The sequence below is a fragment of the Leptolyngbya sp. FACHB-1624 genome (genome assembly GCF_047649235.1).
Taxonomy (GTDB): Bacteria; Cyanobacteriota; Cyanobacteriia; order Leptolyngbyales; family Leptolyngbyaceae; genus Leptolyngbya; species Leptolyngbya boryana.
The window spans coordinates 2074664-2099998 of the sequence record NZ_CP180258.1 but is presented as its reverse complement, the minus strand read 5'-3'; the positions used below and the strand labels follow the sequence as shown (position 1 = coordinate 2099998).

General features: G+C 47.3%; 25 protein-coding genes. 10 read left to right on the top strand and 15 right to left on the bottom strand.

All coding sequences use genetic code 11. The features are described 5' to 3' along the window. Positions 1–312: 312 nt before the first annotated feature. The 3 genes from ACMUEV_RS09695 to ACMUEV_RS09685 all read left to right on the top strand — a co-directional run bounded on the left by ACMUEV_RS09695 (position 313) and on the right by ACMUEV_RS09685 (position 6157). Positions 313–3891 (top strand): response regulator, encoded by a 3579-nt coding sequence (locus ACMUEV_RS09695; RefSeq protein WP_190652971.1) that lies wholly within the window; start codon positions 313–315, stop codon positions 3889–3891. A 295-nt stretch (positions 3892–4186) separates the two neighbouring features. Beyond that, on the top strand, positions 4187–5395 hold the full coding sequence (locus tag ACMUEV_RS09690) for an esterase-like activity of phytase family protein (protein WP_190652970.1): 1209 nt from the start codon (positions 4187–4189) through the stop codon (positions 5393–5395). 3 nt (positions 5396–5398) lie between these two features. Beyond that, on the top strand, positions 5399–6157 hold the full coding sequence (locus ACMUEV_RS09685; protein ID WP_190652969.1) for a DUF4333 domain-containing protein: 759 nt from the start codon (positions 5399–5401) through the stop codon (positions 6155–6157). 8 nt (positions 6158–6165) lie between these two features. On the opposite strand, the gene ACMUEV_RS09680 is transcribed toward ACMUEV_RS09685, so the two are convergent. The 3 genes from ACMUEV_RS09680 to ACMUEV_RS09670 form a co-directional block, all read right to left on the bottom strand. After that, entirely contained in the window at positions 6166–6543 is a 378-nt protein-coding gene (locus tag ACMUEV_RS09680; protein ID WP_190652968.1) for a DUF2358 domain-containing protein, read from the bottom strand. Beyond that, positions 6540–7109 (bottom strand): hypothetical protein, encoded by a 570-nt coding sequence (locus tag ACMUEV_RS09675; RefSeq protein ID WP_190652967.1) that lies wholly within the window; start codon positions 7107–7109, stop codon positions 6540–6542. Before ACMUEV_RS09675 ends, ACMUEV_RS09680 begins: the two co-directional genes overlap by 4 nt. Positions 7110–7300: 191 nt before the next feature. Beyond that, the gene (locus ACMUEV_RS09670; protein WP_190652966.1) at positions 7301–8551 is read right to left on the bottom strand and encodes a DUF4912 domain-containing protein; all 1251 of its coding nucleotides are present in this window, start codon (positions 8549–8551) and stop codon (positions 7301–7303) included. 320 nt (positions 8552–8871) lie between these two features. Here ACMUEV_RS09670 and ACMUEV_RS09665 point away from each other — a divergent pair, with 320 nt between their 5' ends. Then, on the top strand, positions 8872–9627 hold the full coding sequence (locus ACMUEV_RS09665; RefSeq protein WP_017289309.1) for a DUF2993 domain-containing protein: 756 nt from the start codon (positions 8872–8874) through the stop codon (positions 9625–9627). 109 nt (positions 9628–9736) lie between these two features. Here ACMUEV_RS09665 and ACMUEV_RS09660 read toward each other — a convergent pair whose 3' ends face one another. From ACMUEV_RS09660 to ACMUEV_RS09645, 4 genes are all read right to left on the bottom strand, one after another. Then, positions 9737–10609 (bottom strand): phosphatidate cytidylyltransferase, encoded by an 873-nt coding sequence (locus ACMUEV_RS09660; protein ID WP_190652965.1) that lies wholly within the window; start codon positions 10607–10609, stop codon positions 9737–9739. Between the two features lie 164 nt (positions 10610–10773). Beyond that, the gene (gene cbiT / locus ACMUEV_RS09655; protein WP_190652964.1) at positions 10774–11376 is read right to left on the bottom strand and encodes a precorrin-6Y C5,15-methyltransferase subunit CbiT; all 603 of its coding nucleotides are present in this window, start codon (positions 11374–11376) and stop codon (positions 10774–10776) included. Between the two features lie 65 nt (positions 11377–11441). Next, complete coding sequence (locus ACMUEV_RS09650) at positions 11442–12863, bottom strand: aminotransferase class I/II-fold pyridoxal phosphate-dependent enzyme (protein ID WP_190652963.1); 1422 nt, start codon at positions 12861–12863, stop codon at positions 11442–11444. Next, positions 12853–13089, bottom strand: coding sequence for a hypothetical protein (locus ACMUEV_RS09645; RefSeq protein WP_017289313.1), 237 nt, complete (start codon positions 13087–13089; stop codon positions 12853–12855). The genes ACMUEV_RS09650 and ACMUEV_RS09645 overlap by 11 nt, the downstream gene beginning before the upstream one ends. 151 nt (positions 13090–13240) lie before the next feature. Between ACMUEV_RS09645 and ACMUEV_RS09640 the strand changes: the two genes are divergently transcribed. From ACMUEV_RS09640 to ACMUEV_RS09630, 3 genes are all read left to right on the top strand, one after another. After that, the gene (locus tag ACMUEV_RS09640) at positions 13241–13396 is read left to right on the top strand and encodes a hypothetical protein (RefSeq protein ID WP_017289314.1); all 156 of its coding nucleotides are present in this window, start codon (positions 13241–13243) and stop codon (positions 13394–13396) included. A gap of 30 nt (positions 13397–13426) precedes the next feature. Next, complete coding sequence (gene ychF / locus ACMUEV_RS09635) at positions 13427–14518, top strand: redox-regulated ATPase YchF (RefSeq protein ID WP_190652962.1); 1092 nt, start codon at positions 13427–13429, stop codon at positions 14516–14518. 215 nt (positions 14519–14733) lie between these two features. After that, the gene (locus ACMUEV_RS09630) at positions 14734–15924 is read left to right on the top strand and encodes a TRC40/GET3/ArsA family transport-energizing ATPase (protein ID WP_017289316.1); all 1191 of its coding nucleotides are present in this window, start codon (positions 14734–14736) and stop codon (positions 15922–15924) included. A 112-nt stretch (positions 15925–16036) separates the two neighbouring features. On the opposite strand, the gene pstB is transcribed toward ACMUEV_RS09630, so the two are convergent. The 4 genes from pstB to pstS form a co-directional block, all read right to left on the bottom strand. Beyond that, a complete protein-coding gene (gene pstB / locus ACMUEV_RS09625) occupies positions 16037–16843 on the bottom strand; it encodes a phosphate ABC transporter ATP-binding protein PstB (protein WP_017289317.1) in 807 nt (268 codons plus the stop codon). Positions 16844–16889: 46 nt separating this feature from the next. Further along, the gene (gene pstA / locus ACMUEV_RS09620; RefSeq protein WP_017289318.1) at positions 16890–17771 is read right to left on the bottom strand and encodes a phosphate ABC transporter permease PstA; all 882 of its coding nucleotides are present in this window, start codon (positions 17769–17771) and stop codon (positions 16890–16892) included. A 22-nt stretch (positions 17772–17793) separates the two neighbouring features. Further along, positions 17794–18750 carry a phosphate ABC transporter permease subunit PstC gene (gene pstC / locus ACMUEV_RS09615; RefSeq protein ID WP_190652961.1) on the bottom strand — a complete coding sequence of 319 codons (957 nt, stop codon included), beginning with the start codon at positions 18748–18750 and terminating at the stop codon, positions 17794–17796. 112 nt (positions 18751–18862) lie between these two features. Then, positions 18863–19972: a phosphate ABC transporter substrate-binding protein PstS gene (gene pstS / locus ACMUEV_RS09610; protein WP_017289320.1), complete on the bottom strand. Its 1110-nt coding sequence runs from the start codon at positions 19970–19972 to the stop codon at positions 18863–18865. Between the two features lie 527 nt (positions 19973–20499). Here pstS and ACMUEV_RS09605 point away from each other — a divergent pair. Continuing rightward, positions 20500–20796 (top strand): RNA recognition motif domain-containing protein, encoded by a 297-nt coding sequence (locus ACMUEV_RS09605; protein WP_017289321.1) that lies wholly within the window; start codon positions 20500–20502, stop codon positions 20794–20796. 53 nt (positions 20797–20849) lie between these two features. On the opposite strand, the gene ACMUEV_RS09600 is transcribed toward ACMUEV_RS09605, so the two are convergent. Continuing rightward, on the bottom strand, positions 20850–21371 hold the full coding sequence (locus ACMUEV_RS09600) for a DUF937 domain-containing protein (RefSeq protein WP_190652960.1): 522 nt from the start codon (positions 21369–21371) through the stop codon (positions 20850–20852). Between the two features lie 182 nt (positions 21372–21553). Between ACMUEV_RS09600 and ACMUEV_RS09595 the strand changes: the two genes are divergently transcribed. Beyond that, positions 21554–23146: a DUF697 domain-containing protein gene (locus ACMUEV_RS09595; protein WP_190652959.1), complete on the top strand. Its 1593-nt coding sequence runs from the start codon at positions 21554–21556 to the stop codon at positions 23144–23146. A gap of 11 nt (positions 23147–23157) precedes the next feature. On the opposite strand, the gene ACMUEV_RS09590 is transcribed toward ACMUEV_RS09595, so the two are convergent. Both ACMUEV_RS09590 and ACMUEV_RS09585 read right to left on the bottom strand, forming a co-directional pair. After that, positions 23158–23517 (bottom strand): DUF5615 family PIN-like protein, encoded by a 360-nt coding sequence (locus ACMUEV_RS09590; protein ID WP_190652958.1) that lies wholly within the window; start codon positions 23515–23517, stop codon positions 23158–23160. Next, positions 23501–23752 (bottom strand): DUF433 domain-containing protein, encoded by a 252-nt coding sequence (locus tag ACMUEV_RS09585; RefSeq protein WP_190652957.1) that lies wholly within the window; start codon positions 23750–23752, stop codon positions 23501–23503. The genes ACMUEV_RS09590 and ACMUEV_RS09585 overlap by 17 nt, the downstream gene beginning before the upstream one ends. Before the next feature lie 193 nt (positions 23753–23945). Between ACMUEV_RS09585 and ACMUEV_RS09580 the strand changes: the two genes are divergently transcribed. Then, the gene (locus ACMUEV_RS09580; RefSeq protein WP_190652956.1) at positions 23946–24635 is read left to right on the top strand and encodes a hypothetical protein; all 690 of its coding nucleotides are present in this window, start codon (positions 23946–23948) and stop codon (positions 24633–24635) included. A gap of 73 nt (positions 24636–24708) precedes the next feature. On the opposite strand, the gene ACMUEV_RS09575 is transcribed toward ACMUEV_RS09580, so the two are convergent. After that, positions 24709–25314, bottom strand: a complete 606-nt coding sequence (locus ACMUEV_RS09575) for a Uma2 family endonuclease (RefSeq protein ID WP_190652955.1) — start codon at positions 25312–25314, stop codon at positions 24709–24711. Between the last annotated feature and the right edge of the window lie 21 nt (positions 25315–25335).

Sequence of the window (25335 nt, the reverse complement as noted above, 5' to 3'; positions counted from 1 at the left end):
ATATAAATCAGCATTTATTGATACATTCAGAGTCAGGAGAGTCATGCCATTTTTCATTTTGGCTGTGCTACCATTTCTAGGGCTTAGCGTGGTTAAAGTAATCTTATTTCCTTCAGAAGTCCTCACATATTTCCAGGTTCCCGTTTGGGTCTTCTGGTTTACCATACTCAGTGGATTGACTTGGCTCCTGAAAGATTGACCATTTTTTAGTGCGGCTCTCATATCTGTATCGCAGCGATTAATAGCGATTAATACAGTTGCGCACTGTTTGACCTGGTATAAAAAAACCGCCAGTTGTCCGCGAAGAAAATTATGATCGCATCCCCGGAACAAGAAGCGGCGAGACTCATCACCCTCTACGGGTACGGCATTCTAGACCAGTCCTGTCGGGAACTGTTTGATAGCCTAACTCACTTGGCAGCACAGATTTGTGACGTTCCGATCGCACTGTTAGGGTTGATGGATACCGATCGCTTAGTCTTTAAGTCCAGTGTCGGAATCGATGCGACTGAAATGCCCCGCCGTAAATCCATGTGTAACCATACATTGACGAAATCGGATGTCGTCGTCGTCGTGGATGCGTCTGGAGATGAACGGTTTATTTGTCATCCTTTAGGATCGTCGGCTACTCCCCCCATTCGATTTTATGCAGGAATGCCATTAATTGATGCAGAGGGGTACGCGTTGGGGACGCTTTGCGTGATGGATTATGTGCCCCAGAGTTTAGATGCGCAGCAGAAAACGGCGTTGCGATCGCTGGCTCAACAAGCTGTGACATTACTAGAGCAGCAGCGAAAAATCTTTGAACTAGAGCAAAGGGCTGCACAAGGGCGATCCACAGGAATGCAGCTTCAGCTCCAGCTTCAGCATCTTGTGACACGCGTTCTCGCGGAAGCGCCATCGTTAAATGAAGCAACACCACGATTGCTGCAGACAATCTGTGAACATACCAATTGGGATTTTGGGGAGTTGTGGATTGCCGATCGCACTGCCAACGTGATTCGCTGTCAGGCACATTGGAGTCGATTAGCCGCTCAGTTTCATGAGTTTTCAAATTCCTCGGAATCATGGGTATTTGCACCGGGTTATGGGTTGCCCGGACGAGTTTGGAGCAGTGGGCAACCGCTTTGGATGAGCGATGTGGTCTATGACAAAATGTTTTTACGATCGCATATTGCGGCTCGAGTCGGACTGCATGCGGCAATGGGCTGTCCGATTCTGAGCCGAGAGCAGACGGTTGGTGTCATTGCACTGTTTAGTCATCGGGTACGCCCGCCGGATGCAGAAATGATGACCGCGATGATGGTGGCAATCGCGGCACAAGTTGGACAATTTATTGAGCGCAAACAAGCCGAAGAAGAAGCGCAACGGCAAAATGCGCGATCGCAATTACTCGCAGCCATTACGTTGAAGATTCGGCAATCGTTGCATCTGAATGAAATTCTAGAAACGACTGTGGCAGAAGTGCGGCAGTTTTTGCAAACTGATCGAGTGATCATTTATCGATTTGAGCGAGAGCTATCAGGAACAGTGGTCGTTGAATCTGTTCGTGCGGGCTGGAGTTCGGCACTGGGTGCACACTTTGAGGAAGCCTGCTTCAGAGAGGGACCTTGGAAATGGTATCAGCAGGGCGGAACGATCGTGGTCGATGATACTGAACTTGCTGACCTGATGCCGTATCAGCTGCGATTACTCCAACAGCTTGAAGTCAAAGCGACCTTAGTCGTTCCAATTTTGCAGCATCAAGACGATGCAGTAGAACCGCAATTATGGGGGTTGTTAATTGCGCATCAGTGCGAAAGCACGCGTCAATGGCAAGCGTTTGAAGTCGAGTTTTTAGTGCAGCTCGCGAATCAAGTGGCGATCGCTTTAATGCAGGCAAGGCTGCTCGATCAAGAGCAACAGCAGCGATCGCGCTTAACCGAGCAAAATTTAGCTTTAGAGCAAGCAAGAGCCGCAGCAGAACGAGTTTCCCAGATGAAAAGTACGTTTCTTGCCACCATCAGCCATGAGATTCGGACCCCCATGAATGCTGTCCTCGGGATGACTGGATTGCTCTTAGATACAGACCTGAATCCGACTCAGCGAGATTTTGTCGGAACCATTCGGGCGAGCGGCGATAACTTACTGACCCTGATGAATCAGATTCTCGATTTCTCGAAGCTAGAAGCGGGAGAAATGGAGCTAGAAACGCTCGATTTTAATCTCACGACTTGTATTGAAGAAGTCGCTGATCTGTTTGCACCTGCTGCTTTTGCGAAGGAATTAGAGATTGCAACATTGATTCATCATGATTTACCGATCGCGCTGCGCGGCGATGTTAGCCGATTACGCCAAATTCTCACGAATCTTGTTGGGAACGCGATTAAATTCACCAAACGGGGTGAAGTCCTGATCGAAGCGATTTTAGACTCTCAAACTGCTCGCGAAGCAACGATTCTCTTTTGTGTCAGCGATACGGGAATTGGAATTCCTCAAGAGGCTCAAGCACGGCTTTTTCAACCCTTTGCTCAAGTTGATGCATCAATGACTCGGCAATATGGGGGAACCGGGCTAGGATTAGCAATCTCGCGGCAACTCGTCGAATTGATGGGTGGTTCGATCTCGGTTGAAAGCGCGCCAAATACTGGCTCCAAATTCTGGTTTTCCTTGACGTTTGCAAGGCAATCTCAACCGCTTGTTGCACAAGATAGTGATGACAATGCTCTGACCCAAATTCCAGATTTAGCCAATTTGCGATTGCTGGTTGTCGATGATCACGAAACGAATCGAACGATTGTTCGCTCTCAAGTTTCGGCGTGGGGGCTTGAGGTCGAAGAGGCGGAGAATGCAACGATCGCTCTGCAAAAATTACGCGATCGCGCTCATGCTGGAATGCCTTACGATCTTGCGATTCTTGATATGCAAATGCCTGAGATTGATGGCGAAATGTTAGGCGCACAGATTAAAGCCGATCCAACACTCGCACATACCCGGTTAATTATGCTCACCTCTGCCCATCGCTGGGGCGGTGCGAAACGTATGAAAGAGCTTGGATTTTCCGCGTATCTGATCAAGCCAGTCAAACAATCCCGGTTGCTTGACTGCATGATGAATACGATGCAGAACGTGGACGCGATCGAGAAAAACACAGCAATTCCGGTGTTGTCTGAAAAAACAAACTCAAAGCTCAAAATTCTCTTGGTAGAAGACAATGTTGTCAATCAGAAAGTGACTTTGAATCAATTGAAACATTTAGGCTACACTGCTGACGTTGCGGCAAACGGCAAAGAAGCGATCGACATGCTGCATCAAATTCCATACAACCTTGTGTTAATGGATTGTCAGATGCCGATTGTCGATGGCTATGAAGCAACCCGCTTGATCCGATCTCAGCAATATCCGCGTCGCAGTGTCATTATTGCGCTCACGGCAAATGCCATGCTCGAAGATCGCGATCGCTGCTTAGAATCGGGAATGGACGACTATTTGAGTAAGCCAATTTCCAAAGAGAAGCTAAGCGAAAAGCTGACCTACTGGGGTGAGTTGTTAGAACAACAAGTAGTAAAACAGACTATGACTTTAGCGATCGATTGGGAGCATCTCCATCAAATCTCAGACGAAAATGAAGCGTTTGAGAGAGAATTATTGCAAATTTTTGCAGAAGATTCGCATCAGCATCTCAATGCTGCAAAAACTGCATTAGCCAGCGAAAACGCGATCGACCTTTCTCGTGCAGCGCATCACATTAAAGGGGCAAGTGCAAATGTGGGTTTATATGAAATGCAATCAGTTGCATCAATGCTAGAAGTTCAGGCATTGCAAAATGATTTAACACAAGCCCCCCTGCTCATCATGCAACTCGTGGAAATGCTGGAAGCGTTGAATCAATTTCTGACGAATCAAACCTAATCAGGGGGTGTGAGAATGTTTTGAAAGTAATCATTGAGACGCATTCACCTGCCCTGAAATTCCAGGTTAGCAGTGCGAAGTCCTTTGACGAGAACTGGATTGCTCAAACCTTTGTATTAGAAAGTTGCACAGACTTCACTTCACTAGCCCCGAATTTCATTCCAGGGTGAGATGGCAAGGTGAGCAAAGAGACTTTTTATACTTCTAAAGCCTCCTTTGAAAACAGCGATCGATTTAACCGATCGTTGTTCTTTTCATACTCACTTCTTAATGTTGCTATGAAATGCTACTGCTTATGAGAAAACTGTTTCACAAAAGCTGGATTGCACCGTTCTTAGCAATCGTATTGCTCATTCTTTTTCTCAGATCTGCTGTAACCGCTCAAAATCTGACGACCTTAGTTGGATTTGCTGCTTTGCCTGCGGATGTATTTGTTCCGGGTGCAAATTCAGGTGCAAAAATCTCAGCAAACGGGCGGACGGGCAGTTTTAATGGACAACCGATTCAAGGATTGAGCGCGGTGCAATTTGCCGATCGCGATTCTTTCTGGTTCTTGACAGACAACGGATTTGGATCAAAAGAGAACAGCTCAGACTTCTTACTCAGACTTTATCAAGTCACACCGAATTTCCGAGGCAGAGGCGGAAACGGAGAAGTGAAACCACTCAAATTTTTTCAACTGATCGATCACGATCGCAAAGTGCCCTTTAAGTTGGTCAACGAAGAGAGCCGTATGCTCACGGGTGCAGATTTCGATCCTGAATCCTTGGTGATTGCCAGCGATCGCTCAGTTTGGATCGGGGATGAATTCGGTCCTTATTTATTGCATTTTGATCAATACGGCAAGCTTCTAGCTCCACCGATTTCGACTCCCGATCTCAAAGGAGGATGGGTACGATCGCCTCAAAGTTCGGACAAGCCCAACCTCGCTGCATCAAAGGGATTTGAAGCGATGGCGATCAATCCCGATCTCACCAAAATTTATCCAATGCTTGAAGGAACTGTGAAAGGTGATCCTGAAGGCGTGTTGAGAATTTATCAAGTGGATGCACAAACGGGGAAATTTAACGGATTAGCTGGTTATTACAAGCTCGAAAATTCAGAACATGCACCGGGTGATATGACTGTCATCAATGAAAATGAATATTTAGTCATCGAACGAGACGCAAAACAAGGAAAAGAAGCGAAATTCAAAAAAATATACAAAATTGATTTAACCAAAAAAGACAAAAATCAATGGGTTGAAAAACAAGAGATTGCTGACTTATTAAATATTGAAGATCCAAATGATCTGAATCGAGATAAAAACAAACAGTTTCAGTTTCCATTCGTCACGATCGAAAATCTGCTTGTGCTTGATGCCAACACCATTCTGGTTGCAAATGACAATAATTACCCATTCACAATGGCTCGTCCTCCCTATATCGACAATACGGAAATTATCTTACTCAGACTCGCTCGATCGCTCAATTTAGATTCTCGTATCGGTTTACCCAAACGTTAGACTATGAATCACTTTCGCGTTCTCAAACTCATTCCTTTTGTAGCTCTCTTTGTGACTCTGGCAGGTTGTGAAAAAACCTTAGATACTGCAAAAATCGAAGAAATCATCAAATCTGGCATCACAAAACAAGGTGGAAGCGCTGTAAAATCCGTCATTTGTCCTGCCAATATCAAACCAAAAGCAGCGAGCACCTTTGAATGTGTCGGTGTCCTCGACGAAAAGGTTGGATTTGCGATTTCTGTTCAACAGCGAGACGACCAAGGCAGTATCACTTGGGACGCAACCAGCGTCAAAGGCTTGCTCAATATGGCACAACTGAAAACCGAATTTGAGCAAGGGCTGCAAAAAGAAATGGGTCGAGCTGCGATCGATTGTGGGGGAACAAATCTTTATCGACCCGTCAAACCTGGCGAAACTTTTGAATGTCAGCTCCTCAAGCATGAAGAGAAATCTGAAAAAACTGTTCGTTCCAATCAACCAGAAGACAAACCGGCAAAGCAACCCGATCAACCCAAGGAAACAATTCAAGTCACTGTTCAACCTTCTGGTGCGATTAACTGGCAGCGCATCATCAAGGTCAGCGATCCCAAACCAGCCGAGATCGCGACGAATACAGAAATACCATCCCCAGTCTCGGCGACAAAAATGCCACCCGAATCCAAGCAATCAGAAACCTCCACAGATGCTTCTGGTCAATCCTCTGGGCTGCCTGCACAAACCGCTGAAGAAGCGCTGAATACGCAACCGCCCCCAGAGGATTAACTAGAAAATTAACTGCGGAACACCTGTTTCAGCACCTCTAGGCGAGAACACTCCCAATAATCCACATGTTCTGAAATCAGACCATCTGAGTTCACGTGCAACTCACTCCATCCTGGAATCCTCATCCGGGGCTTCCAGGGTAGAGGCGCATTCCAACTCAAAATCCATCGCGTCTTGATTTCATTCTCGGTTTGTACGATCGAGATCAAATCCATCTGGACATCCACAAACCAAGTTTCAATAAACTGGATCATTTTTTGATAGCGATCAATGCCACGAAACTCATTCATCGGATCTTTGAACCAAACATCCTGTGCATAAATGCTGTACGTTTGGTTAGCTGGAAATCTCGCATAATCTTCGCGCAACACTTCCACTAAATTCATACGTCTTCTCCCTCATCCCAGAGTCGTCGCAGTTGACGCTGCCAAGCGTCTATGGTTTGTTCTCTCGACTGCGCTCCCATCGCCAAATCACCCATCATTCCTTCTTGATAAAAGCGATCGAGCATCTGAATCGTTGCCTCCAAGGATTGCCCCTGGAGCTTCGCTGCCTGCACAATTTGTCGGATCTGCTTCTCCACAAAGGCATTGAACAGATCTGTTAATCCTGCCTGCTGTAACGCGATCATTCGTTCAAGTGCAGCTTGGAAATCTCTGGTCGTCAATCCCGCGATCGCATGTTGAAACACTGCCCAAAGTACGCCTTGATGCAACCCATAGCGCACCTCTTGCGTGACATCAAAATTCGATTCGAGTAGCTGTTCTAAATAAGGTTCCGCATCTTGAGCAGGTGCGATCGGGAGCAATGCCCTGACCCAAGACTCATCTTCTGAAAGTAATATCAATAATCGAAACTGGGGAGTTTCAACTTGAAATGAACCTGGAGCCAACGCCTGGACTTGATCCCCAAACAGAACAGTCAACGTCGAAGACAATTCATCTAACGTCATAATTCATCAAATTCATCAATAGAGCACAGATAACTAGAGAATGCAGAACACTAACCACTTAGCGTCGTGTCTCATCCCTCTAATGTAATCAGGATTCTGCCCATAAAAAAAATCGATCGAGTACTCGATCGATTGGAAGGGAGAACTGAGAACGAGGTGAGCCGAAGCGCTGCTCACCTCTTGGCATTACATTAGACGAGCCATTCTTCGATCGCTTCTTCTTTCGTATTCGTACGACGCGCAGGCGTTTCACGCTCGAACTTCATATGAATCTCGCGATTTTGTTCGCCATCTGCGGCAACCGCCATGATCGGGAAGTCGATCAAACCGTCCTGGAAGGACATTTGGAATCGGAACGTACCATCGGGATTCAGCGTGATGGGGCGACCGCCGATCGTCACACTTGCATCTGGCTCAGTTGCACCGTATACGATCAATTCCGCATCCGCAATCAACCAGAATTTCCGGGGACGAATTGGCGGGGCAGACGCTGAGAACCCAACACCCGACATATTGACTCCCGAAGCAGTCGGCAATGCCCACATGCCTACACCCGATGGGAAGACGTAAGAACTGATCGTGTCTAGATGCGAGACAGAAGCAGAGTGCTGCATCGAACCGTAGAGCGATCCCGCAATTCGCATTGCTTCGGTCGTTTGCGCCATGCCAAAGATTTCGTCGTAAATCGGATTGCTTTGAGCACCGCCAACGCCTGTGCCCATTGCTTGCTTCTTAGTCGGCGGAACCAATTCCAGAAGCGTCTTGCCGCGCAGATCTTCATCCCAAGCCAAGGTGATGAAATGATCTTCGATCCAGTCAGACGGGTAAACCGGAGGAACGCGCACCGATGCGGAGCGTGCCAGAACTAACCAGCGACCATCTCCCGCCCGGTAGCCAATTTCAATCGCATAATCGCGATCGCTGACCGGAACAGGCAAATACCATTCCCGCGCCATCTCATCACAGGGATATTCTTGAACGCTGTGCGGGCTCTGGTAATCCAAATTTACGTCAGTGACATCGTACACACGCAGTGCTAATTGCTGTCCACCTTGGCGACGTAGGTCTTGCTTGTGCTCATTGGGAATGTCCCAGTATGTATATGCCCATTGAGGATCGCGGGGCATCAATACAATGCGGCTTTCTCCATATCCTTCTGGAAGATCCATTAGATCGGCATCAACCGTTGCTAAAGTCGTTGCCGTGAAGGATTGAGCGTCGTCTTGTCCAACATCGAATTTAGTTGCTTCCACAGCTTCTTGTGCCTCTATGGTACGGGGGGACGGGGTAGGGGTCGAAAATCGTGTCCGTTCAATCTCCTGAATCGATGCGAGAAGCTGGTCTTTTCGCATTCGGCTATAGCGAGATACGCCATATTCGCTAGCAACTCGACGCAATTGCCGCAAGGTCATTTCAGTGAGAGGGGGACGTTCTGTAGCCATATCACTTCTCCGTGATTGTGTTGATTGTCCTTATCTCAAGCGGTCGGGGGATCACCCAACTTAACTTCTCTTAATCTTTGGGGATCGCAAGATGCCTTACATAGTGCCGGAATCTTCTCCCAGGATCAAGGGGTGAAAGCGCTTGATTGATCAGGCTTTTACGATTTTTCAGGCAATTCAGGGATCGTAATGTCATTAAATCATAACAATTTGGGATCACTTTAGCGTTCTGGGATCGCAAAATGTCAAAATTTGATGACAAATGCAGTTCGCAGGGGCTTTCCTGTACACTGCTCTAAAGCCTCTTTACTGAATGACATATGACTTTGAGCGATCGCGATACGAATGAAATTGAGACTGCTGCAACAGGAACTCGATTAATCAGTAAAGTTTTGGCTCCGGCTGTTCGACTCTGGTTAAGATCTCAAGTCGAGCAAGTTGAGGAGTTACAAGTTCAGATTGAATCAGGAGATCGGCAAATTCTCTCAGGCTGTATTCCTCAACTTGCGCTGACCGCGAGAAATGCGATTTATCAAGGTCTTGCATTCAGCCAGATTCAACTGACAGGGCAAAATATTCGCGTAAACGCTGGTCAAATTGTCCGAGGCAAGCCGTTACGACTGCTTGAGCCGATCTCTGTTCAGGGATCAGTTTTATTAGAAGCGACGGATCTGAGTTCGTCTCTGAATGCGCCTTTACTGAGAACTGGCGTGATTGAATTTTTACAGACTCTTCTGAGATCAGGTGCCGCAGGAGTCAGTAGCAATCGCGAATTGAATTTGCAGAATCTCTCGATTCAACTGCGCTCCAATCTCGTGGTGTTAGGGGCAGATTTGATCTCAGATAGTGGAAATGCAACGCCGATCGCAATTCGGACAGGTTTTGATTTAGCTGCACCCAATTTATTGAAATTGGTCAATCCGCAATGGCTACCTCATGCAACTGCCAAACGAGGCTTACCGCTTTCAGATCTAGACGGGTATACCTTTAATTTAGGCAGCGAGACGGAGATTCACGAATTGACGATCGAACCTGACAAGGTGACTTGTATTGGTAAATTAATGGTGCTTCCCTAGCCATTTGGGGAGTGGGAAGTGGGGAGATAGGGAGCAGAAATCTTGAATTTCTCCCTATCTCCCTATCAGACTGATTGTGATGAACGACAGGGCTGAGCACGATTGAGCATCAAGTCTTAGGAAGCAGCGGCAAAACTAAGGTGACGAAATAATAGACGAGCGGTGCTGTAAAGACGTAGCTATCTGCGCGATCGAGAATTCCACCATGTCCTGGAATCAGTTGCCCTGAATCTTTTACGCCTGCATCGCGTTTCATCATCGACTCGGTTAAATCTCCGAGTAGACTGGCGATTCCAATCAACAAGCCGAAAATAACTCCGGTAATTGGCCATCCTGACCAATCGAGATACCAAGAGCCAATAACTGCTACAGCAACACTGGCAGAAACTCCAAACACTGCGCCTTCAACCGTTTTCTTCGGGCTGATATCCGATAAGCGAGTTCTACCAATCCAACGACCCACGGTGTAGGCTCCGATATCTGCTGCCCACATACAAACGAAAGCGAGTAGGGTGTGGGTTAAGCCTTGAGGTAAGTTCTCAAACCCCTGCCAGGACAAAATCCAGAACCCGTCCAGTGGAAGATTGCTGAGATCGGCTTGTCCAAGCGATCGCAATCGAATCCAAAAACTGGGCAAATATCCTACGTAGAAGAGTCCCATGATCGAAGCGGAGATATCCGCGATCGTGGCGAATTTTGGCTGAAATAGCAGGTAGAAGCAAATCAACGTTCCGGCTACCGGAAAGATGGCATCGGCAAGCGAAGGATTGAGATTTGAGATGAACAATAGGATCTGAGTGACAACGAGCGTTGTTTTTCCAGCAGGAGCGATGCCTTTGGCGCGGACAAGCTCAAAATATTCGAGTTGTCCCAAGTAAATAATTACGCCAAAAAAAGCGGTGAAATACCAGCCGCCCAGCAGAAACATCACCAACGCGATCGCGATCGCTACAATTCCACTAAAGATGCGAGACCAAGGCATAAGACTGTTTAGCGTTCACGACAAGAACTTGGTCTAACTGTCCCTTCTTAAGTCAACTGATCTGGCACACTCCTGAATCTGGGACTGGATAAGATTTTGGTTAAGAAGGTTAAGAGTCATTTGGATCACTTTATCAGAGTGACGTGTCCAGGATGTGGAATTTTTTATTCAAGTTTTTCGCCGCTCAATACAAAAATTGGATCAACTGCGACGAAAGATTGGCTTGTACCACGGGTTTCCAAGCGATTGATTGCGGATTGGACAACTTCAATATTGCGGGCGTGAAGCTCAGCGAAACTTTCTGAAATTTTATAGAGATTTTCTAAGTTTGCAGCAGTGGCGACGATTCGACCTTGAGGTTTGAGGTGTTTCCAGACTTCGCTAAGGGTTTCTTTGATGGATTTTGTGCCTTCAATACAGACTCGATCGGGCATTTGCTTCAGCGTTTTCAAACAGTCAGGCGCACTGCCTTCAACGACTTTGACGTTTTTCACTCCGAAGCGATCACAGTTGCGCTGGATGAGATTAGCAACATCTTCATCGCGCTCGATCGCGATAATTTGCCCTTGAGGACAAAGTAATCCCGCTTCGACAGGGATGGTTCCGGTTCCGGCTCCAATGTCCCACAAGACTGAATTTGATTTGAGCCGAAGCTGACACAGCATGAGCAGTCGAATTTCACGCTGGCTCATGGGAATTCCAGGTAGGTTTTCAAATAGCTCATCAGGAATACCGGGAGTCACATAAGACCAGAGAGGAGAAGACATAATAAACGCGAGGCAAGAGGCTTAACCCTATTGTGATTCAGGAATTGTGATTCAGAAATTGAAATCTAGCGTAAGACTTTTAAGGTGTTGAGAGAGGAATCGCTACAGCCGCTAATAAATCCCCCTGCGGCAAGGACAGTTTTGAGAGCCGTGATCGCGCCTTTTGTAATTCGCTCTCCTGGTAGCAAGACTGGAATGCCAGGCGGGTAAGGACAAATCAATTCAGCACTGACGAGATCGATTGCCAGATGAGTTTCAACTGTTTCTGATCCTGCAAAGAACGCTTCTCGCGGAGACATGACCGTTTCAGGCAAATCAAATTCAGAAATTTGCATCGGCGAAAATGACCCAGAAGGAAGCTGTTTCAAGGCTTGCACTAATCGATCGATGTCCGTTTCTGTATTTCCTAAACTGATGATAAACGTCAAATGCTGAAGCGAGGGTAATTCAGCCGTTACACCCAGATTTTGGTGGAGGATTTCGTCTGCTGTAAATCCATCGATTCCGAGTTGAGAAACGGTAACAGTCAGACGAGTTCGATCGAATTGAAATGGTTCTGGGGGCTGAAAAACTGAAAGATTTGGAATTTCTGCAATACTCGATCGAGCTTGATCGGCAAGCTCTAAAGTTCTTGCCATCAACTCTTTTCCTTCAATTGCCATCTGTGCCCGTGCCGCATCCAGAGAAGCTAAGAGTAAATAATTTGGACTCGTGGATTGAACGAGTTGCATTGATCGAGCAATCCGATCTCGATCAATGCGCTCTCCCTGAACATGCAGCATCGAGGCTTGAGTGAGCGCAGAGAGCGTTTTATGCGTTGATTGCACTGTTAGATCTGCGCCTGCTGATAGGGCTGAAATAGGCAAATCAGGATGAAAGGCGAAATGTGCGCCATGTGCTTCATCAACTAAAAGCGGAATTCCCGCAGCATGGGCAAGATTTGCGATCGCTTGAATCTCCGCACAGACCCCGTAATAGGTTGGATAAACGATAAGAATCGCTTTGGCATCAGGATGAGTTTGAAGTGCGATCGCAACTGTTTCAGGTGTAACACTGTGCGCGATGTCTAGATTTGCATCATATTCAGGCTGTAAAAAAATCGGCATCGCACCCGACAAGATCAAGCCAGAAATTGCCGACTGATGCACATTTCGAGGCAGAAGAATTTTATCGCCTGGATTGCAGGTTGCCAGAATCGCCGCAATGATGCCCGCAGTTGAGCCATTGGCAAGAAACCAGGTTTGCTCAGCCCCAAAAGTTTGGGCAGCTAAAGTTTGAGCTTGCGCGATCGCACCCTGAGGCGCAAATAAATTATCGAGTTCCGGCAATTCGGGCAAATCGGCTTGTAATGTGCGATCGCCAACGAGTTGCTGAAATGCCTTGAAACTCCCCTGACCACGCTTATGCCCCGGTGTATGAAACGCAGCATTTTGGCTTTCAGCACACTCTGCCAAGATTTCGAGTAATGGGAGTCGATCAAACTGCATTCTTGTGACGCTTGAGCATTTCAAGTTCTTCGCGCAGTTGTCCAGGACTCATGACGGGATTGCAATCGTCAAACGTCACCGCATCAATATCCAGGAATTGAGCTAACGCCATCTCAATCACGAGTTCGATCGGAAATTGATTTGCAGTCGCATAGGCTTCTAGCGCCTGCCGAATTTTCTCAGGAACCTGAATGTTTAGCTGCGTTTCGGTTTGAGACTGCTGCACTGCGCTTCATGAAGAAGGACACTGGACATTATAAATCTGTTCACCAATCGATCGTGATCTGACTCCACCCTCAAACGCTGACCGAATGACAGATGAATCTTGATTTCTGACTTTCTAGGTTAGAGAAGCCAAATTATCGTTAGGATATCTTATGGTTTATTCGCCACCGAATCCGGTTCCATCGCCGTTGCCAAATCCGACTCCAGAACCGAGTCCGATCCCCGCACCGATACCTGATCCGACTCCGGAACCTGTTCCTGGAACTGAACCGGAGCCGATGCCTGACCCTGTTCCGACTCCGTCGTAACCGATCTATCCTTTTATTTCACACACAAACATGTTAAGAGCCGGGATTGTTGGATTGCCCAACGTTGGAAAATCAACCTTATTTAATGCGGTCGTTGCCAATGCAAAAGCCCAAGCCGCCAACTATCCCTTTTGTACGATCGAACCCAATGTCGGGACGGTCGCTGTGCCAGACGATCGCTTGAAAGTTCTCTCTGACATCTCAAAATCAGAAGAAATTATTCCAGCCCGCGTTGAGTTTGTAGACATTGCGGGACTCGTCAAAGGTGCATCTCAGGGTGAAGGCTTGGGAAATAAGTTTTTGGCAAATATCCGTGAAGTCGATGCGATCGTGCATGTCGTCCGCTGTTTCGATGACGATGACATTATTCACGTCTCTGGCTCAGTTGATCCAGCACGAGATGTCGAAGTGATCAACTTAGAATTGGGACTAGCGGATTTAGATCAAATCGATCGTAGAATCGAGCGCAGTCGCAAACAAGCTCGTACCAGTAAAGAAGCCCAACAAGAAGTCGAAATTCTAGAACGGCTAAGTGCTGCCTTGAACGAGGGAAAATCGGCTCGTCAAGTGGTTCTGACTGAGGAAGAAGAACTAATTATCAAACCGCTAGGATTGCTCTCGCATAAGCCTGTCATCTATGCCTGTAACGTTTCGGAAGATGATTTAGCCACCGGAAATGAATGGGTTGAACAAGTGCGGAAACTTGCAGCCCAAGAGAATGCTCAAGTCGTTGTCATTTCGGCACAAGTCGAATCTGAACTCATCGAACTGCCTGAAGAAGATCGCGCTGACTTTCTTGCCTCGTTAGGCGTTGAAGAAGGCGGATTGAAATCGTTAATCCGCGCAACTTATGCATTGCTTGGACTACAGACTTACTTTACAACGGGTCCTAAAGAGACCCGCGCTTGGACAATTCGTGCTGGTATGCTCGCTCCCCAAGCCGCAGGTGTAATTCATACTGACTTTGAACGGGGATTTATTCGAGCAGAAACAGTGGCATATAAAGATTTAGTCGAACTCGGTTCGATGAATGCTGCTAAAGAGAAAGGGCTAGTTCGTAGCGAGGGCAAGGAATACACCGTCCAAGAAGGCGATGTGATGCTGTTCCGATTTAATGTGTAGTTTCTGTAAATACGGTTACGTATTTGCGCTAATGCCACTGTATAATCACGTACATAAGGTTTTTGCGGGAACTTCTACGCCACCCCTCAAAGAACTGCCTTGAATTTGCCCTCGATCAATTATTTGATCGGGGGTTTTTAGTTCGGAGAAACTGTCGATCGACGCTAGAATTAAGTAAAAGAATGTAAAGAAATTCTCAGACAGGACTCGATTAAATGCGCGTAATTCTGATGACAGGGAAGGGCGGAGTCGGTAAAACTTCGGTCGCAGCAGCAACAGGACTTCGCTGTGCCGAATTGGGATACCGGACTTTAGTATTGAGTACTGATCCAGCACACTCTCTCGCCGATAGCTTTGATCTGGAGTTGGGACATGAGCCAAAACAAGTTCGCCCAAATCTCTGGGGAGCAGAACTCGACGCGCTGATGGAATTAGAGGGCAATTGGGGAGCAGTCAAACGCTATATCACCCAAGTCTTGCAGGCGCGCGGTTTAGAAGGCGTTCAGGCAGAAGAGTTGGCGATTTTGCCGGGAATGGATGAGATCTTTGGATTAGTGCGGATGAAGCGGCACTATGACGAAGGCGAATTTGATGTGCTGATTATTGACTCGGCTCCGACGGGAACAGCATTGCGATTGCTGAGTTTGCCGGAAGTCGGCGGTTGGTATATGCGGAAGTTTTATAAGCCGTTTCAGGGAATTTCGGTCGCGTTGCGTCCGCTGGTTGAACCAATTTTTCGCCCGATCGCTGGCTTTTCCTTGCCGGACAAAGAGGTGATGGATGCACCTTACGAGTTTTACGAGCAGATTGAAGCGTTAGAAAAAGTGCTCACTGATCCCACGCAGACCACCGTGCGATTAGTGATGAATCCCGAAAAAATGGTGATTAAAGAATCACTGCGCGCTCATGCGTATTTGAGTTTGTATAACGTTGCGACAGATTTAGTCGTGGCAAACCGGATTATTCCTGAATCAGTGACTGATCCCTTTTTCCAACAGTGGAAAGAGAACCAAAAACAATATCGCGAAGAGATTCACTCGAATTTTACGCCCTTGCCAATTAAGGAAGTCCCGTTATATTCGCAAGAAATGTGTGGATTAGAGGCGCTCGATCGCTTAAAAGAAACGCTGTATCCCAACAACGAAGATCCGTCACAGGTTTACTACAAAGAAACGACCTTGCGAGTTGTTCAAGAGCAAAATCAGTACAGCTTAGAGCTGTATTTGCCTGGGATTGAGAAATCTCAGATTGAATTGAGCAAGACAGGCGATGAACTGAATGTGCGCATCGGGAATCATCGGCGCAATTTGGTGTTGCCGCAAGCGTTAGCAGCCCTGCAGCCGTCTGGAGCAAAAATGGAAGAGGACTATCTCAAAATTCGATTTAGCGATCCCGCAAGAGCTTGAGACATACTGCTTTCATCTTCTAACCACTCCGCAGTTGAACTCTAAATCAAAAAGAACTCCAGGTTTTCTAACAACTTGGAGTTCTTTTTGAGTTTGACGGCTAGACGAAGGATTAACCGAAACGACCGCTTACATAAGCTTGAGTTGCTTGTTCTTGGGGGTTTTGGAAGATTCTTTCTGTGCGATCGTATTCCACAATGTAGCCTGTTCTATGCCCCTTCGCATTCGCTTCCACATTGAAAAATGCCGTGTAGTCTGACGCACGAGAAGCCTGCTGCATGTTATGAGTCACGATCACGATCGTATATTTCTCTTTCAACTCTTGCAGCAGATCCTCAACCTTCAGCGTCGAAATTGGGTCAAGTGCCGAACAGGGTTCATCCATCAGAATGACATCCGGCTGCACCGCAACCGCACGCGCGATACAAAGCCGCTGTTGTTGACCACCAGACAGATCGGTTCCGTACGCTTTTAGCTTATCTTTCACATCGTCCCAGAGTGCAGCCTGCTTGAGCGATCGCTCGACCAACTCATCCATATCGCCTTTGAAGCCTAACAAGCGAGGTCCAAACGCAACGTTGTCATAAATCGACTTCGGAAATGGATTCGGCTTCTGGAACACCATCCCAATCCGTCGGCGCACCTCGACCGGATCAATATCCTTCGCATACAGATCTTGGTCGTGGTAGTACATCTTGCCATCCAGATGGAATGACTTGATCAAATCGTTCAGGCGATTGAAGCAACGCAGTACCGTACTTTTACCGCATCCCGAAGGACCGATAAACGCAGTGACTGCGTTTTTGGCAATCTCGATCGACACATCGCGCACCGCCAAGAAATTCCCATAATAGATGTTCACATCTTGCGTGCGAAAGACTGATTCGGTTGTGCGAGCGTCTTGAGTTCTGGAAGTCATACCGTTTATATAAGGAAGTAAAGTTGAATGCGTTGCAAATCGGCACTTAGCGACGTTTGATTACCATCCGAGACAGGATACTCGTGATTAACACGAGTGCAACCAAGACGAGAGAACCTGCCCAAGCTAGCTCTTGTTGAGCCTTGAAAGGCGATGTGGCAAAGTCAAACACCAAACGCGACATCGTTGCTGTCGGCTGCCACAAGGTTGTATTCCAAAATCGATTAAAGGAAGCCGTAAACAGCACTGGAGCCGTTTCTCCTGCGGCACGCGCTACCGCAAGCATAATCCCAGTCACGATCGCTGGAATTGCAGCAGGTAAAACAATTTTGAGCGTTGTCTGCATCTTTGTCGATCCTAACCCAATTGCAGCCTGACGGTATTCATTTGGAACCGACTCTAAGGCTTCAGCAGAGGTTCTAACAATGGTTGGCAGCATCAATACTGCTAAAGCAAAGCCGCCAGCTACAGCAGAAAAGGTTCCAGTTCGCAGCACCACAAGCGCATAAGCAAATGCCCCAATCACGATCGAGGGCACTCCACTCAAAACGTTGGTCAAGAAGTTTACCGTTTCTGCAAACTTCGTATCGCGCCCAAATTCCGAAAGATAAATTGCACCAACAATCCCGAAAGGAATTGCCATCAATGAGGCAATGCCGACCGTCAACAACGTTCCGACAAACGCATTCCCAAATCCACCGCCAGCTAGCCCTGGTGCAGGGGGAAGCTCCAGAAAGACAGAAGGCGTGAGTCGCGACAAACCATTTGCCAAGACATAAATCATGACCGCTGCTAGCGGAATCAAGGCAAGTCCGGCACACGCAAAGGCGAGAACGGTCATTCCTGAAGAAAATAGCGTTCGCGGGGAAGTTGGCGATCGCTTTAAGCTTCTTGCGGCAGATGAAGTTGAAAATTCTGGAGAAGTCATATAGTGAGAGTCCTAAATCTGCCTAGAGCTTCATGCTAAAGCGGCGAACAATCCACTCGGCTAGCACGTTCACAATCAGCGTCAAGATAAAGAGAATCAGTGCCGCATACATCAGCGAGGCAACCTGCAGTCCACTTGCCTCAGCAAACTGGTTCGCGAGCAAAGAAGCAACCGTTGAGCCTTGCGACAAAATCGAGAAAGTTCGGATCGAATCGACGTTTCCGATCACCATGGTGACTGCCATTGTCTCGCCCATGGCACGACCCAGCGCCAGCATAATTCCACCCACAATGCCCGAAAAGGCAGCTGGCAGTAAAACCCTGAATATTGTCTCCCATCGAGTTGCTCCTAATCCATACGCAGCTTGGCGTAATTCAGACGGAACGGCGACCAAGGCATCTCGGGAAATCGCAGCAATAATCGGCAAAATCATAATTGCCAAAATAATGCCTGCTGCATAAATTCCAGGTCCCGCAGGAGCTGTACTAAAAATGGGAATCCAACCAAAAGCTGCATTTAACCAAATTCCGAACGGGCGCAGAACGGGGATCAACACGAAGATACCCCACAATCCGTACACCACACTGGGAATCGCCGCCAGCAATTCCACCATAAACACGATCGGTTGTTTGACCTGCGGCGGCAAAAAGTCTTCACTCAGAAATAACGCGACTCCAATTCCCACCGGAACCGCTAGGAGCAGCGCTAGAAACGAGGTGATCAGCGTTCCATAAATTTGAGTTAGCGCTCCAAACACTTCATCATTCACGCTCCAACGACTAGTCGTGAGAAACCCGAATCCAAATTTCTGAATAGCTGGAAATGCATCCGTTCCGACTCGACCTGCGATCGTCAACAGCAGGATGCCAATCCCGAGCGCAAAAGCAGCCGTCAACCAAACAAAGCCATCGTCAATCCATCGGGACGCATCTGAGCGTTTCCAAGACATGCGCGAAGATCGATCAGCAGGCGAAGCCATAAAAAACCTATTCAGAGAAAGTAATACAACAAAAAGTGATGCAACAATATCACGGGATTGGGACGGGAATCAGCCGGGGAGCAATTTTTCTATATGCTCCCCTAACTTCATCTTATTTCCCTGCGACCTTCACTGTCTCTAATGCAGCCGCAGCTTTTGTCGATAAATCCTCTGGCAGAGGAATGAATCCTAGCTCTGTTGCAAATGCTTTGCCATCGCTGTACGCCCATTTAACGAATTCATTGAATGCTTTCGCTTTCGCTGGATCCTTGGGATTTTCGTACAACAGCAAGTAAGTCAAGCCTGCGATCGGGTAAGCCTCTTTGCCCTCTGGATCAGGAACCTTCATCGCAAAATCAGCGGGAACTGTAGCCCCAACGAACGCTTTCGCTGCCGATTCAGGGGTTGGAGCAATAAATTCACCTGCTTTATTCTGTAAGCTTGCAGTCGCAATGTTATTTTCCTTAGCAAAGGAATACTCGATATAGCCGATCGCTCCTGCGGTTTGCTGAATTTGAGCCGTGACTCCCTCGTTTCCTTTCCCGCCCGTTCCAGTCGGCCACTCTACAGATTTGCCTGCTCCTGCTTTCCAGTTAGGGCAAGCTGCTTTAATGTGATTGGTAAAAATTGCGGTCGTTCCACTGCCATCAGAACGGTGAACAAAGGTCAGAGGCTGGCTTGGTGCGGATGGATTGTTTGCCTTGATCTTGGGGTCATCCCAGGATTTGATCGAACCATCGACAATGCCACACAGAGCTTCACGAGTCAGTTTTAGATCGGTCAAACCCGGTGCATTGTAGCCCATTACAATAAACAGACCCGTCGATGGAACTTGTACCGCTTTACCCCGATCGCTAGGAACTTTCGAGCGATCTTCGTCTTTGAGTGGATCATCCGAAGCGCCAAAATCGACCGTTTGATCAATGAAGCGTTTCACCCCTGCACCACTTCCGACCGAATCGTAGCTAATCTGAACGCCTGGATTTTTCTTGTTGTACTCTTGGAACCAACGCTGGTAGAGCAAGCTGGGCGCACTCGCGCCAGCACCATTAATTGAAGTTGCACCTCCCGGAGCAGCGGCGGGTGCAGCCGGAGCATTGCCTGTTGCACCTTGAGGAGGAGTATTCGCTGTCTGAGGCGCACATGCCGCGAGTCCCATGATCAGAGCAGCGAGGGAGGTCATCGACACTCCCAAATGAAGTTTTCGGTGAGAAAATGCCATAAATAAAACGCAGGGCAACATGATTTATAGGTATCTCCCACAGAGTACACCTATAGATTTAAGACAAGATTAAGGGCAGAAATTTTCTACTCTTAAACCAATCTTATGTTGCCTGCGTTACAGACAGAAGTGGCTATTCTTGCAAAGGATCGCTAAGATTCACCACAACATATAAACTCGATCACCCTAGATTCAGCGAACTAGCACTGACTCTTTTTCAAGGTTCTCTAACATTGTAACGTTTTGTCAACTTTCTGAGACAAGTTTCTCAGAGCAAATTACATCTAGAAATAGTTCGTTGCCTTCTCTAGCATAAGAATTAACGACTCTGTTTATCGACTTGATAAAAATTCCTATTTTTACAGGTAGACGAATGGCAGGTCTTGTGCTTCTCATTCTAGAGAGGGTCAGGTATAATACTCTAACAACGAAAGTTTGGCGATCGCGATTTGGGGGAGAGGATATCGATTCCTGCTGAATTGACAATCACCGACTTTGCCCCTCACACGAATGGTTTGGAGAGTAACGTGACTATTTACATTGGAAACTTGTCTTTTCAGGCAACTGAAGAAGATCTGAAGGAAGTGTTTGCAGAATACGGCGAAGTCAGCCGAGTTAGCCTTCCGACAGACCGCGAGACAGGTAGAAAACGTGGATTTGCCTTTGTCGAGATGGCAGATGATGCTCAAGAAGATGCCGCGATCGCTGAACTAGACGGCGCAGAGTGGTTAGGTCGCGAGCTAAAAGTCAATAAAGCAAAACCGCGTGAGCCTCGTGCAGGTGCGGCTGGAGGCGGTCCACGCGGCGCTAGAAATAATTATTAATCTTGAGACCCAAAGCGGACTGAATTCACGTGATGCAGTCCGCTTTCGCGTTTCTACCCGCGTTGGCTGAGAAATTGACCAGCCATCCCCATCATGTCGCCAATATCAACATCGCCATCGCGATCGGCATCGAGAAAAGCATTCAGGACGGGATTACCCGACTGAGCGCTCTGCTGTTGTGCGGGCGCTCCACTTTTTAGCATGTTGAGAACGAGCGGCACCAGTACGGGCAGCATCGACATTATCAAGTTGGAGTCGATGCCTGTATGTTGTGAGATGCTTTCGGCGACTTGCTGCTGCATAGAGCCAGGAAAGAGCGCGTTCACAGCTTGGGGATTGTTGCCGAGTCCAGCAAATTGGTTGACCAGCGAGTAAGCTTGGTCGTTTCCTTGGTTTTGTAACGAGGAACGAACATGTCCGCCGAGGAGCGACATGACCGCTTGAGTTGCGCCAGAATCGATACCTTGATTGCCAGCCACTTGCTGAGCAATGCCTAGAATATTGCCAAGCTGGTCGGTTGAACCTTGTTGTTGCGGATTCGCAACTGCACTGATGATTTGATCAAATAGACTCATAAAGTTTTCCTTGAAGCGTTTCTATTTTGAAAGCGCACGAACTTTTTGACGATAAAAAATTTGTCTGAGGAAATCAAGAGGTGGTTCTGTATCGTTAGGATTGCTTCAGAATCATTGAATTGGCAAAATTCATCAGAATATTCGTCAGAATAAAGGTTGCCCCTCACGTTTTGACCAACGCTATGCCTTTATCTCGACTGGTAACACTGATTGTCGGCGTTTCTGTCATTTTGGGATTGATCATTTGGCTTGTCAGTTCGCTGACTCAGTTAACTTGGGCGATCGGGAATCCGTTGCTGGCAAATGCGCTGATCGGGTTGGTGATGATTTTGCTGGTTGGGCTGATTGCAGCGTTTGCGTATTATTTTTTCTGGTTGCCAAAGCAGGCAAAGCGGAAAAAACAACGGCGATCGCTGCCGAAAGTTTCAGCGGTCAAATCCGAGGCGGCGCAGGAGAATCTACAGGCTGTACGGCAGCAGATGGCGCAGATTCAAGATGAAGTGGCGCGGCGTGAATTGATTCTGAGATCGAAAGAGATTGAGCAGAATTTAGCGCGAGGCGAATTAAAGGTGGTTGTGTTTGGCACAGGTTCGTCGGGTAAAACTTCACTCGTCAATGCATTGATGGGGCAAATTGTGGGTGAAGTCGGCGCACCGATGGGGACAACTGATGTGAGTGCAACGTATCGATTAAAGGTAAAGGGAGTCGATCGAGAAGTGATTCTCATTGACACTCCTGGAATTCTCGAAGCTGGAGTTGCGGGAACTGATCGCGAAACTTTGGCGCGGCGTTATGCAACTGAGGCGGATCTTTTACTATTTGTGCTGGATAATGATTTGCGCCAGTCGGAGTATGACCCATTGAAAGGCTTAGCAGAAATTGGCAAGCGATCGATTGTGGTTCTCAACAAAGCTGATCTCTATACGCAAGAGGATTTAGAAGCGATTTTAGCTCGGTTAAGAGAGCGGGTTCGGGGAGTTGTGCGCGCGGAGGATGTTGTGGCGATCGCAGCGAATCCACCGATGATGCAAACTGAAGAGGGCGAATGGTTACAGCCTGATCCAGAAGTCATGATGTTGATTGAGCGAGTCGCGGAGATTTTACGAACCGAAGGTGAGGATTTACTCGCCGAAAATATCTTGATTCAATCTCAGCGCTTGGGAGAAGAGGCGCGGCGATTAATTGATCAGCAGCGGCGCAGACAGGCAGAAAAACTGGTCGATCGATATCAATGGATTGGCGCAGGCGTAATTGCTGTTACTGCGATTCCCGGTGTGGATTTACTAGCAACGGCTGCAGTCAATGCTCAAATGATTGTTGAGATTGGTCGGATTTATGGCTGTGAGATCTCGACAGAGCAGGCGAAAGAGATGGCTTTGTCGTTAGCAAAAACGATGGTCGGATTGGGGATTGTAAAAGGTGCGATCGAGCTTGTGAGTACAGCATTGCAAGTAAGCGTCGGCGGTTTTTTACTCGGTCGAGCGATTCAAGGGGTGAGTGCGGCTTACTTGACGCGGATTGCAGGCAGAGCTTTTATTGAGTACTTCCGCAATGATCAAGATTGGGGAGATGGCGGTGTAACAGAAGTCGTGCAGCGACAGTTCCAACTAAATCGACGCGATGAATTTATCAAAGCATTTATGCAAGAGGCGGTGATGCGAGTGGTTCGCCCTTTACAGCTTGAGATGAGAGAAGAACCGCTTGAAGAGTTGAGAATGCCAGAGTATGAGGAAGTTTTGCTCGATCGAGAAGACACGATCGATGATTGGAAATAGAGGACTCGTTCCTATGGATGAATCTGAGTGACTTCACCAGCATCATTAATTGCGATAGCAGTACCAAGCGCAATCGTTGGAAGTAGAGGAATAAGTTTTAGGATAAGCGGAACGAGATGATCAGGTCGGGTACTACTTGAGTTCAGCACAATGAGTATCAGCGCTCGTTGAGTCAGATTTTGTTGGTAACAAAGGTTTTTATCGGCAGTGATAAAGACATCAAAAGGGTATGCCTCAGCTAAATTTAAAATCTCACGATCCTTTAAGCCTCTCCATCCCATATCATCAACGTTCTGGACAGTGTAGCCCGCATCAGTCAAAGGGCGTTTTAGCTTTTTGCTCAAAAGATTTTCATCAAGAAGGATTTGCACTGGTGCTTCGCTCTTGCTCAATCATAACTTTGGCGATCGTTTCTAACACTTGCATTGCTTGAGGTTGTAGATAGGGAAAATCATTCATAAACTCAGCAAGACCTTCTTCACCTTCTAAATAATCAAAGAAAGTCTGAATGGGGACACGAGTTCCAACAAAGACAGGTGCTCCGCTCATAATTTCTGGATCGGAGTGAATAATTTGACGATGGTGTAGGACTTCTTCAATGCTCATAAGAAATGAACGCAATTCTCTTACTCTATTATTGCCGCTATTGTCTGGAGCAGTCTAGGCTCGATCGAGAAGAGACGATCGACGATTGAAAATAATTTTTTGCCGAATCTGCATAAAGCTCGATCGCTGTCCCTACTGAGTGAGTGTAGAGGATGAAACGCCTTAAACACACACTCAATCAGAGGAAACAATCATGAAACTCATTCAATTCTCCAGCGCTTTGGTTCTTGCTTCGACTCTCTTTACTGGTTTACTTCCCATGCAGGCTCGTGCAAATGATGATTTGTTCGGGAAATTGGCAGACAAGATTCAGTGCAGTACAGCGGATGTTGCGCTCGGTAACAATACTCGCAATAACATTCAACGCAACAGTTCTTCTCGTCAATCTGCGGCTTCTAACAGCAATTCGGCTTGGGGCAATGCCTCGAACAGCCAATCGGGCAAGAAAACGCATAACGATGGCGGTGGCGGATCGGTGAGTGTGCTTGGATTGTTCAGCGTGGGTGGATCAGGTGGTTCACAAGGCAGCCAAGAGAGCAAGTCGAGCAGTTCCAGCGCTTACGGTCGGAACAATGCTGCTCAAAACTCCAGCCGCTCTAGCAATTCTTCTTACAGCGATCGTAGTACTTCTACCGTAGCAGTTGGGCAAGTGAAAGATTGCGATTCTAACAACGCTGCTGCTGCTGCAATTATTACGACAGTTGATACAAACCGGACTGCAAAAGATATCGCAAACATCAATGCTGACGTGAACAAGTATGGAATTGATGCTCAAGTGAAAATCAACTCTGATAACAACAAGACGGCAGTTGATTTGTTTAATGCTCAACGTCGCTCTGGTCAAGTCAACAATTTGATTCAATGGTACACACCGCAACGCTAATCGAAACGTTCAGAAACCTAGGATGAACTAAGGGAATGAGGAGGTCGATTGACCTCCTTTTTTGTGATCTTGATTAGCGAGGTAACACATCGTCCAGTCTTAAATTGATATGAGGAAACAAAGGAGAGATAATATTTTCACCTAAGCGAAATTGCTGCGGTTCGTAGAGCTTCCCAACTCGCTGATTGACCGTAAAAGTAGGTTGTTTTGGATCACCGATGAATCGGATGCCTCCAAGCCCACGAAAGTCGATAATCCAGTATTCAGCAATGCCCATCAGCGCGTATTCTTCAACTTTTCGCGCGTAGTCATTTTCCCAATTGGTACTGACAACTTCAACAACCAATTTGACCGATTCACCGCGCACGATCACGGGTTCTTGCTGCCAGTAGGGTTCATTTATTAATGCGGCTTCGTCTAGCACAATCATATCTGGACGGCGGGCAGTTGCCTCGTCTCCTGAAGGACGCAAGATGCAGCTTTTTGGAATCAAGAACGGTAAGTTTTGTCGATCGATTTCTAAGCTCACTTTGCTGGCAACTTTTCCTGCGACCGCTTCATGAGATCCTGTCAGTTCCAAATCAATGACTTCGCCGTTCGCCAGTTCGTAGCGAAACTGATCGCTGTACTGTTGAATGAATTCCTCGAAACTGAGCAGTCTGAGCGGTGTATATGCCATAGAAAGCTGCCTCTATTCTCG

Bases quoted from the DNA above. Each gene is read 5' to 3' on its own strand.
- ACMUEV_RS09650 (WP_190652963.1), bottom strand. From the start codon at position 12,863: ATGCAGTTTGATCGACTCCCATTACTCGAAATCTTGGCAGAGTGTGCT.
- cbiT (WP_190652964.1), bottom strand. From the start codon at position 11,376: ATGTCTTCTCCTCTCTGGTCTTATGTGACTCCCGGTATTCCTGATGAG.
- ACMUEV_RS09630 (WP_017289316.1), top strand. From the start codon at position 14,734: ATGCGCGTAATTCTGATGACAGGGAAGGGCGGAGTCGGTAAAACTTCG.
- pstS (WP_017289320.1), bottom strand. From the start codon at position 19,972: ATGGCATTTTCTCACCGAAAACTTCATTTGGGAGTGTCGATGACCTCC.
- ACMUEV_RS09685 (WP_190652969.1), top strand. From the start codon at position 5,399: ATGAATCACTTTCGCGTTCTCAAACTCATTCCTTTTGTAGCTCTCTTT.
- ACMUEV_RS09600 (WP_190652960.1), bottom strand. From the start codon at position 21,371: ATGAGTCTATTTGATCAAATCATCAGTGCAGTTGCGAATCCGCAACAA.
- pstA (WP_017289318.1), bottom strand. From the start codon at position 17,771: ATGACTTCTCCAGAATTTTCAACTTCATCTGCCGCAAGAAGCTTAAAG.
- ACMUEV_RS09580 (WP_190652956.1), top strand. From the start codon at position 23,946: ATGAAACTCATTCAATTCTCCAGCGCTTTGGTTCTTGCTTCGACTCTC.
- ACMUEV_RS09675 (WP_190652967.1), bottom strand. From the start codon at position 7,109: ATGACGTTAGATGAATTGTCTTCGACGTTGACTGTTCTGTTTGGGGAT.
- ACMUEV_RS09670 (WP_190652966.1), bottom strand. From the start codon at position 8,551: ATGGCTACAGAACGTCCCCCTCTCACTGAAATGACCTTGCGGCAATTG.
- ACMUEV_RS09585 (WP_190652957.1), bottom strand. From the start codon at position 23,752: ATGAGCATTGAAGAAGTCCTACACCATCGTCAAATTATTCACTCCGAT.
- ychF (WP_190652962.1), top strand. From the start codon at position 13,427: ATGTTAAGAGCCGGGATTGTTGGATTGCCCAACGTTGGAAAATCAACC.
- pstC (WP_190652961.1), bottom strand. From the start codon at position 18,750: ATGGCTTCGCCTGCTGATCGATCTTCGCGCATGTCTTGGAAACGCTCA.
- ACMUEV_RS09575 (WP_190652955.1), bottom strand. From the start codon at position 25,314: ATGGCATATACACCGCTCAGACTGCTCAGTTTCGAGGAATTCATTCAA.
- ACMUEV_RS09595 (WP_190652959.1), top strand. From the start codon at position 21,554: ATGCCTTTATCTCGACTGGTAACACTGATTGTCGGCGTTTCTGTCATT.
- pstB (WP_017289317.1), bottom strand. From the start codon at position 16,843: ATGACTTCCAGAACTCAAGACGCTCGCACAACCGAATCAGTCTTTCGC.
- ACMUEV_RS09695 (WP_190652971.1), top strand. From the start codon at position 313: ATGATCGCATCCCCGGAACAAGAAGCGGCGAGACTCATCACCCTCTAC.
- ACMUEV_RS09640 (WP_017289314.1), top strand. From the start codon at position 13,241: ATGGTTTATTCGCCACCGAATCCGGTTCCATCGCCGTTGCCAAATCCG.
- ACMUEV_RS09665 (WP_017289309.1), top strand. From the start codon at position 8,872: ATGACTTTGAGCGATCGCGATACGAATGAAATTGAGACTGCTGCAACA.
- ACMUEV_RS09680 (WP_190652968.1), bottom strand. From the start codon at position 6,543: ATGAATTTAGTGGAAGTGTTGCGCGAAGATTATGCGAGATTTCCAGCT.
- ACMUEV_RS09690 (WP_190652970.1), top strand. From the start codon at position 4,187: ATGAGAAAACTGTTTCACAAAAGCTGGATTGCACCGTTCTTAGCAATC.
- ACMUEV_RS09660 (WP_190652965.1), bottom strand. From the start codon at position 10,609: ATGCCTTGGTCTCGCATCTTTAGTGGAATTGTAGCGATCGCGATCGCG.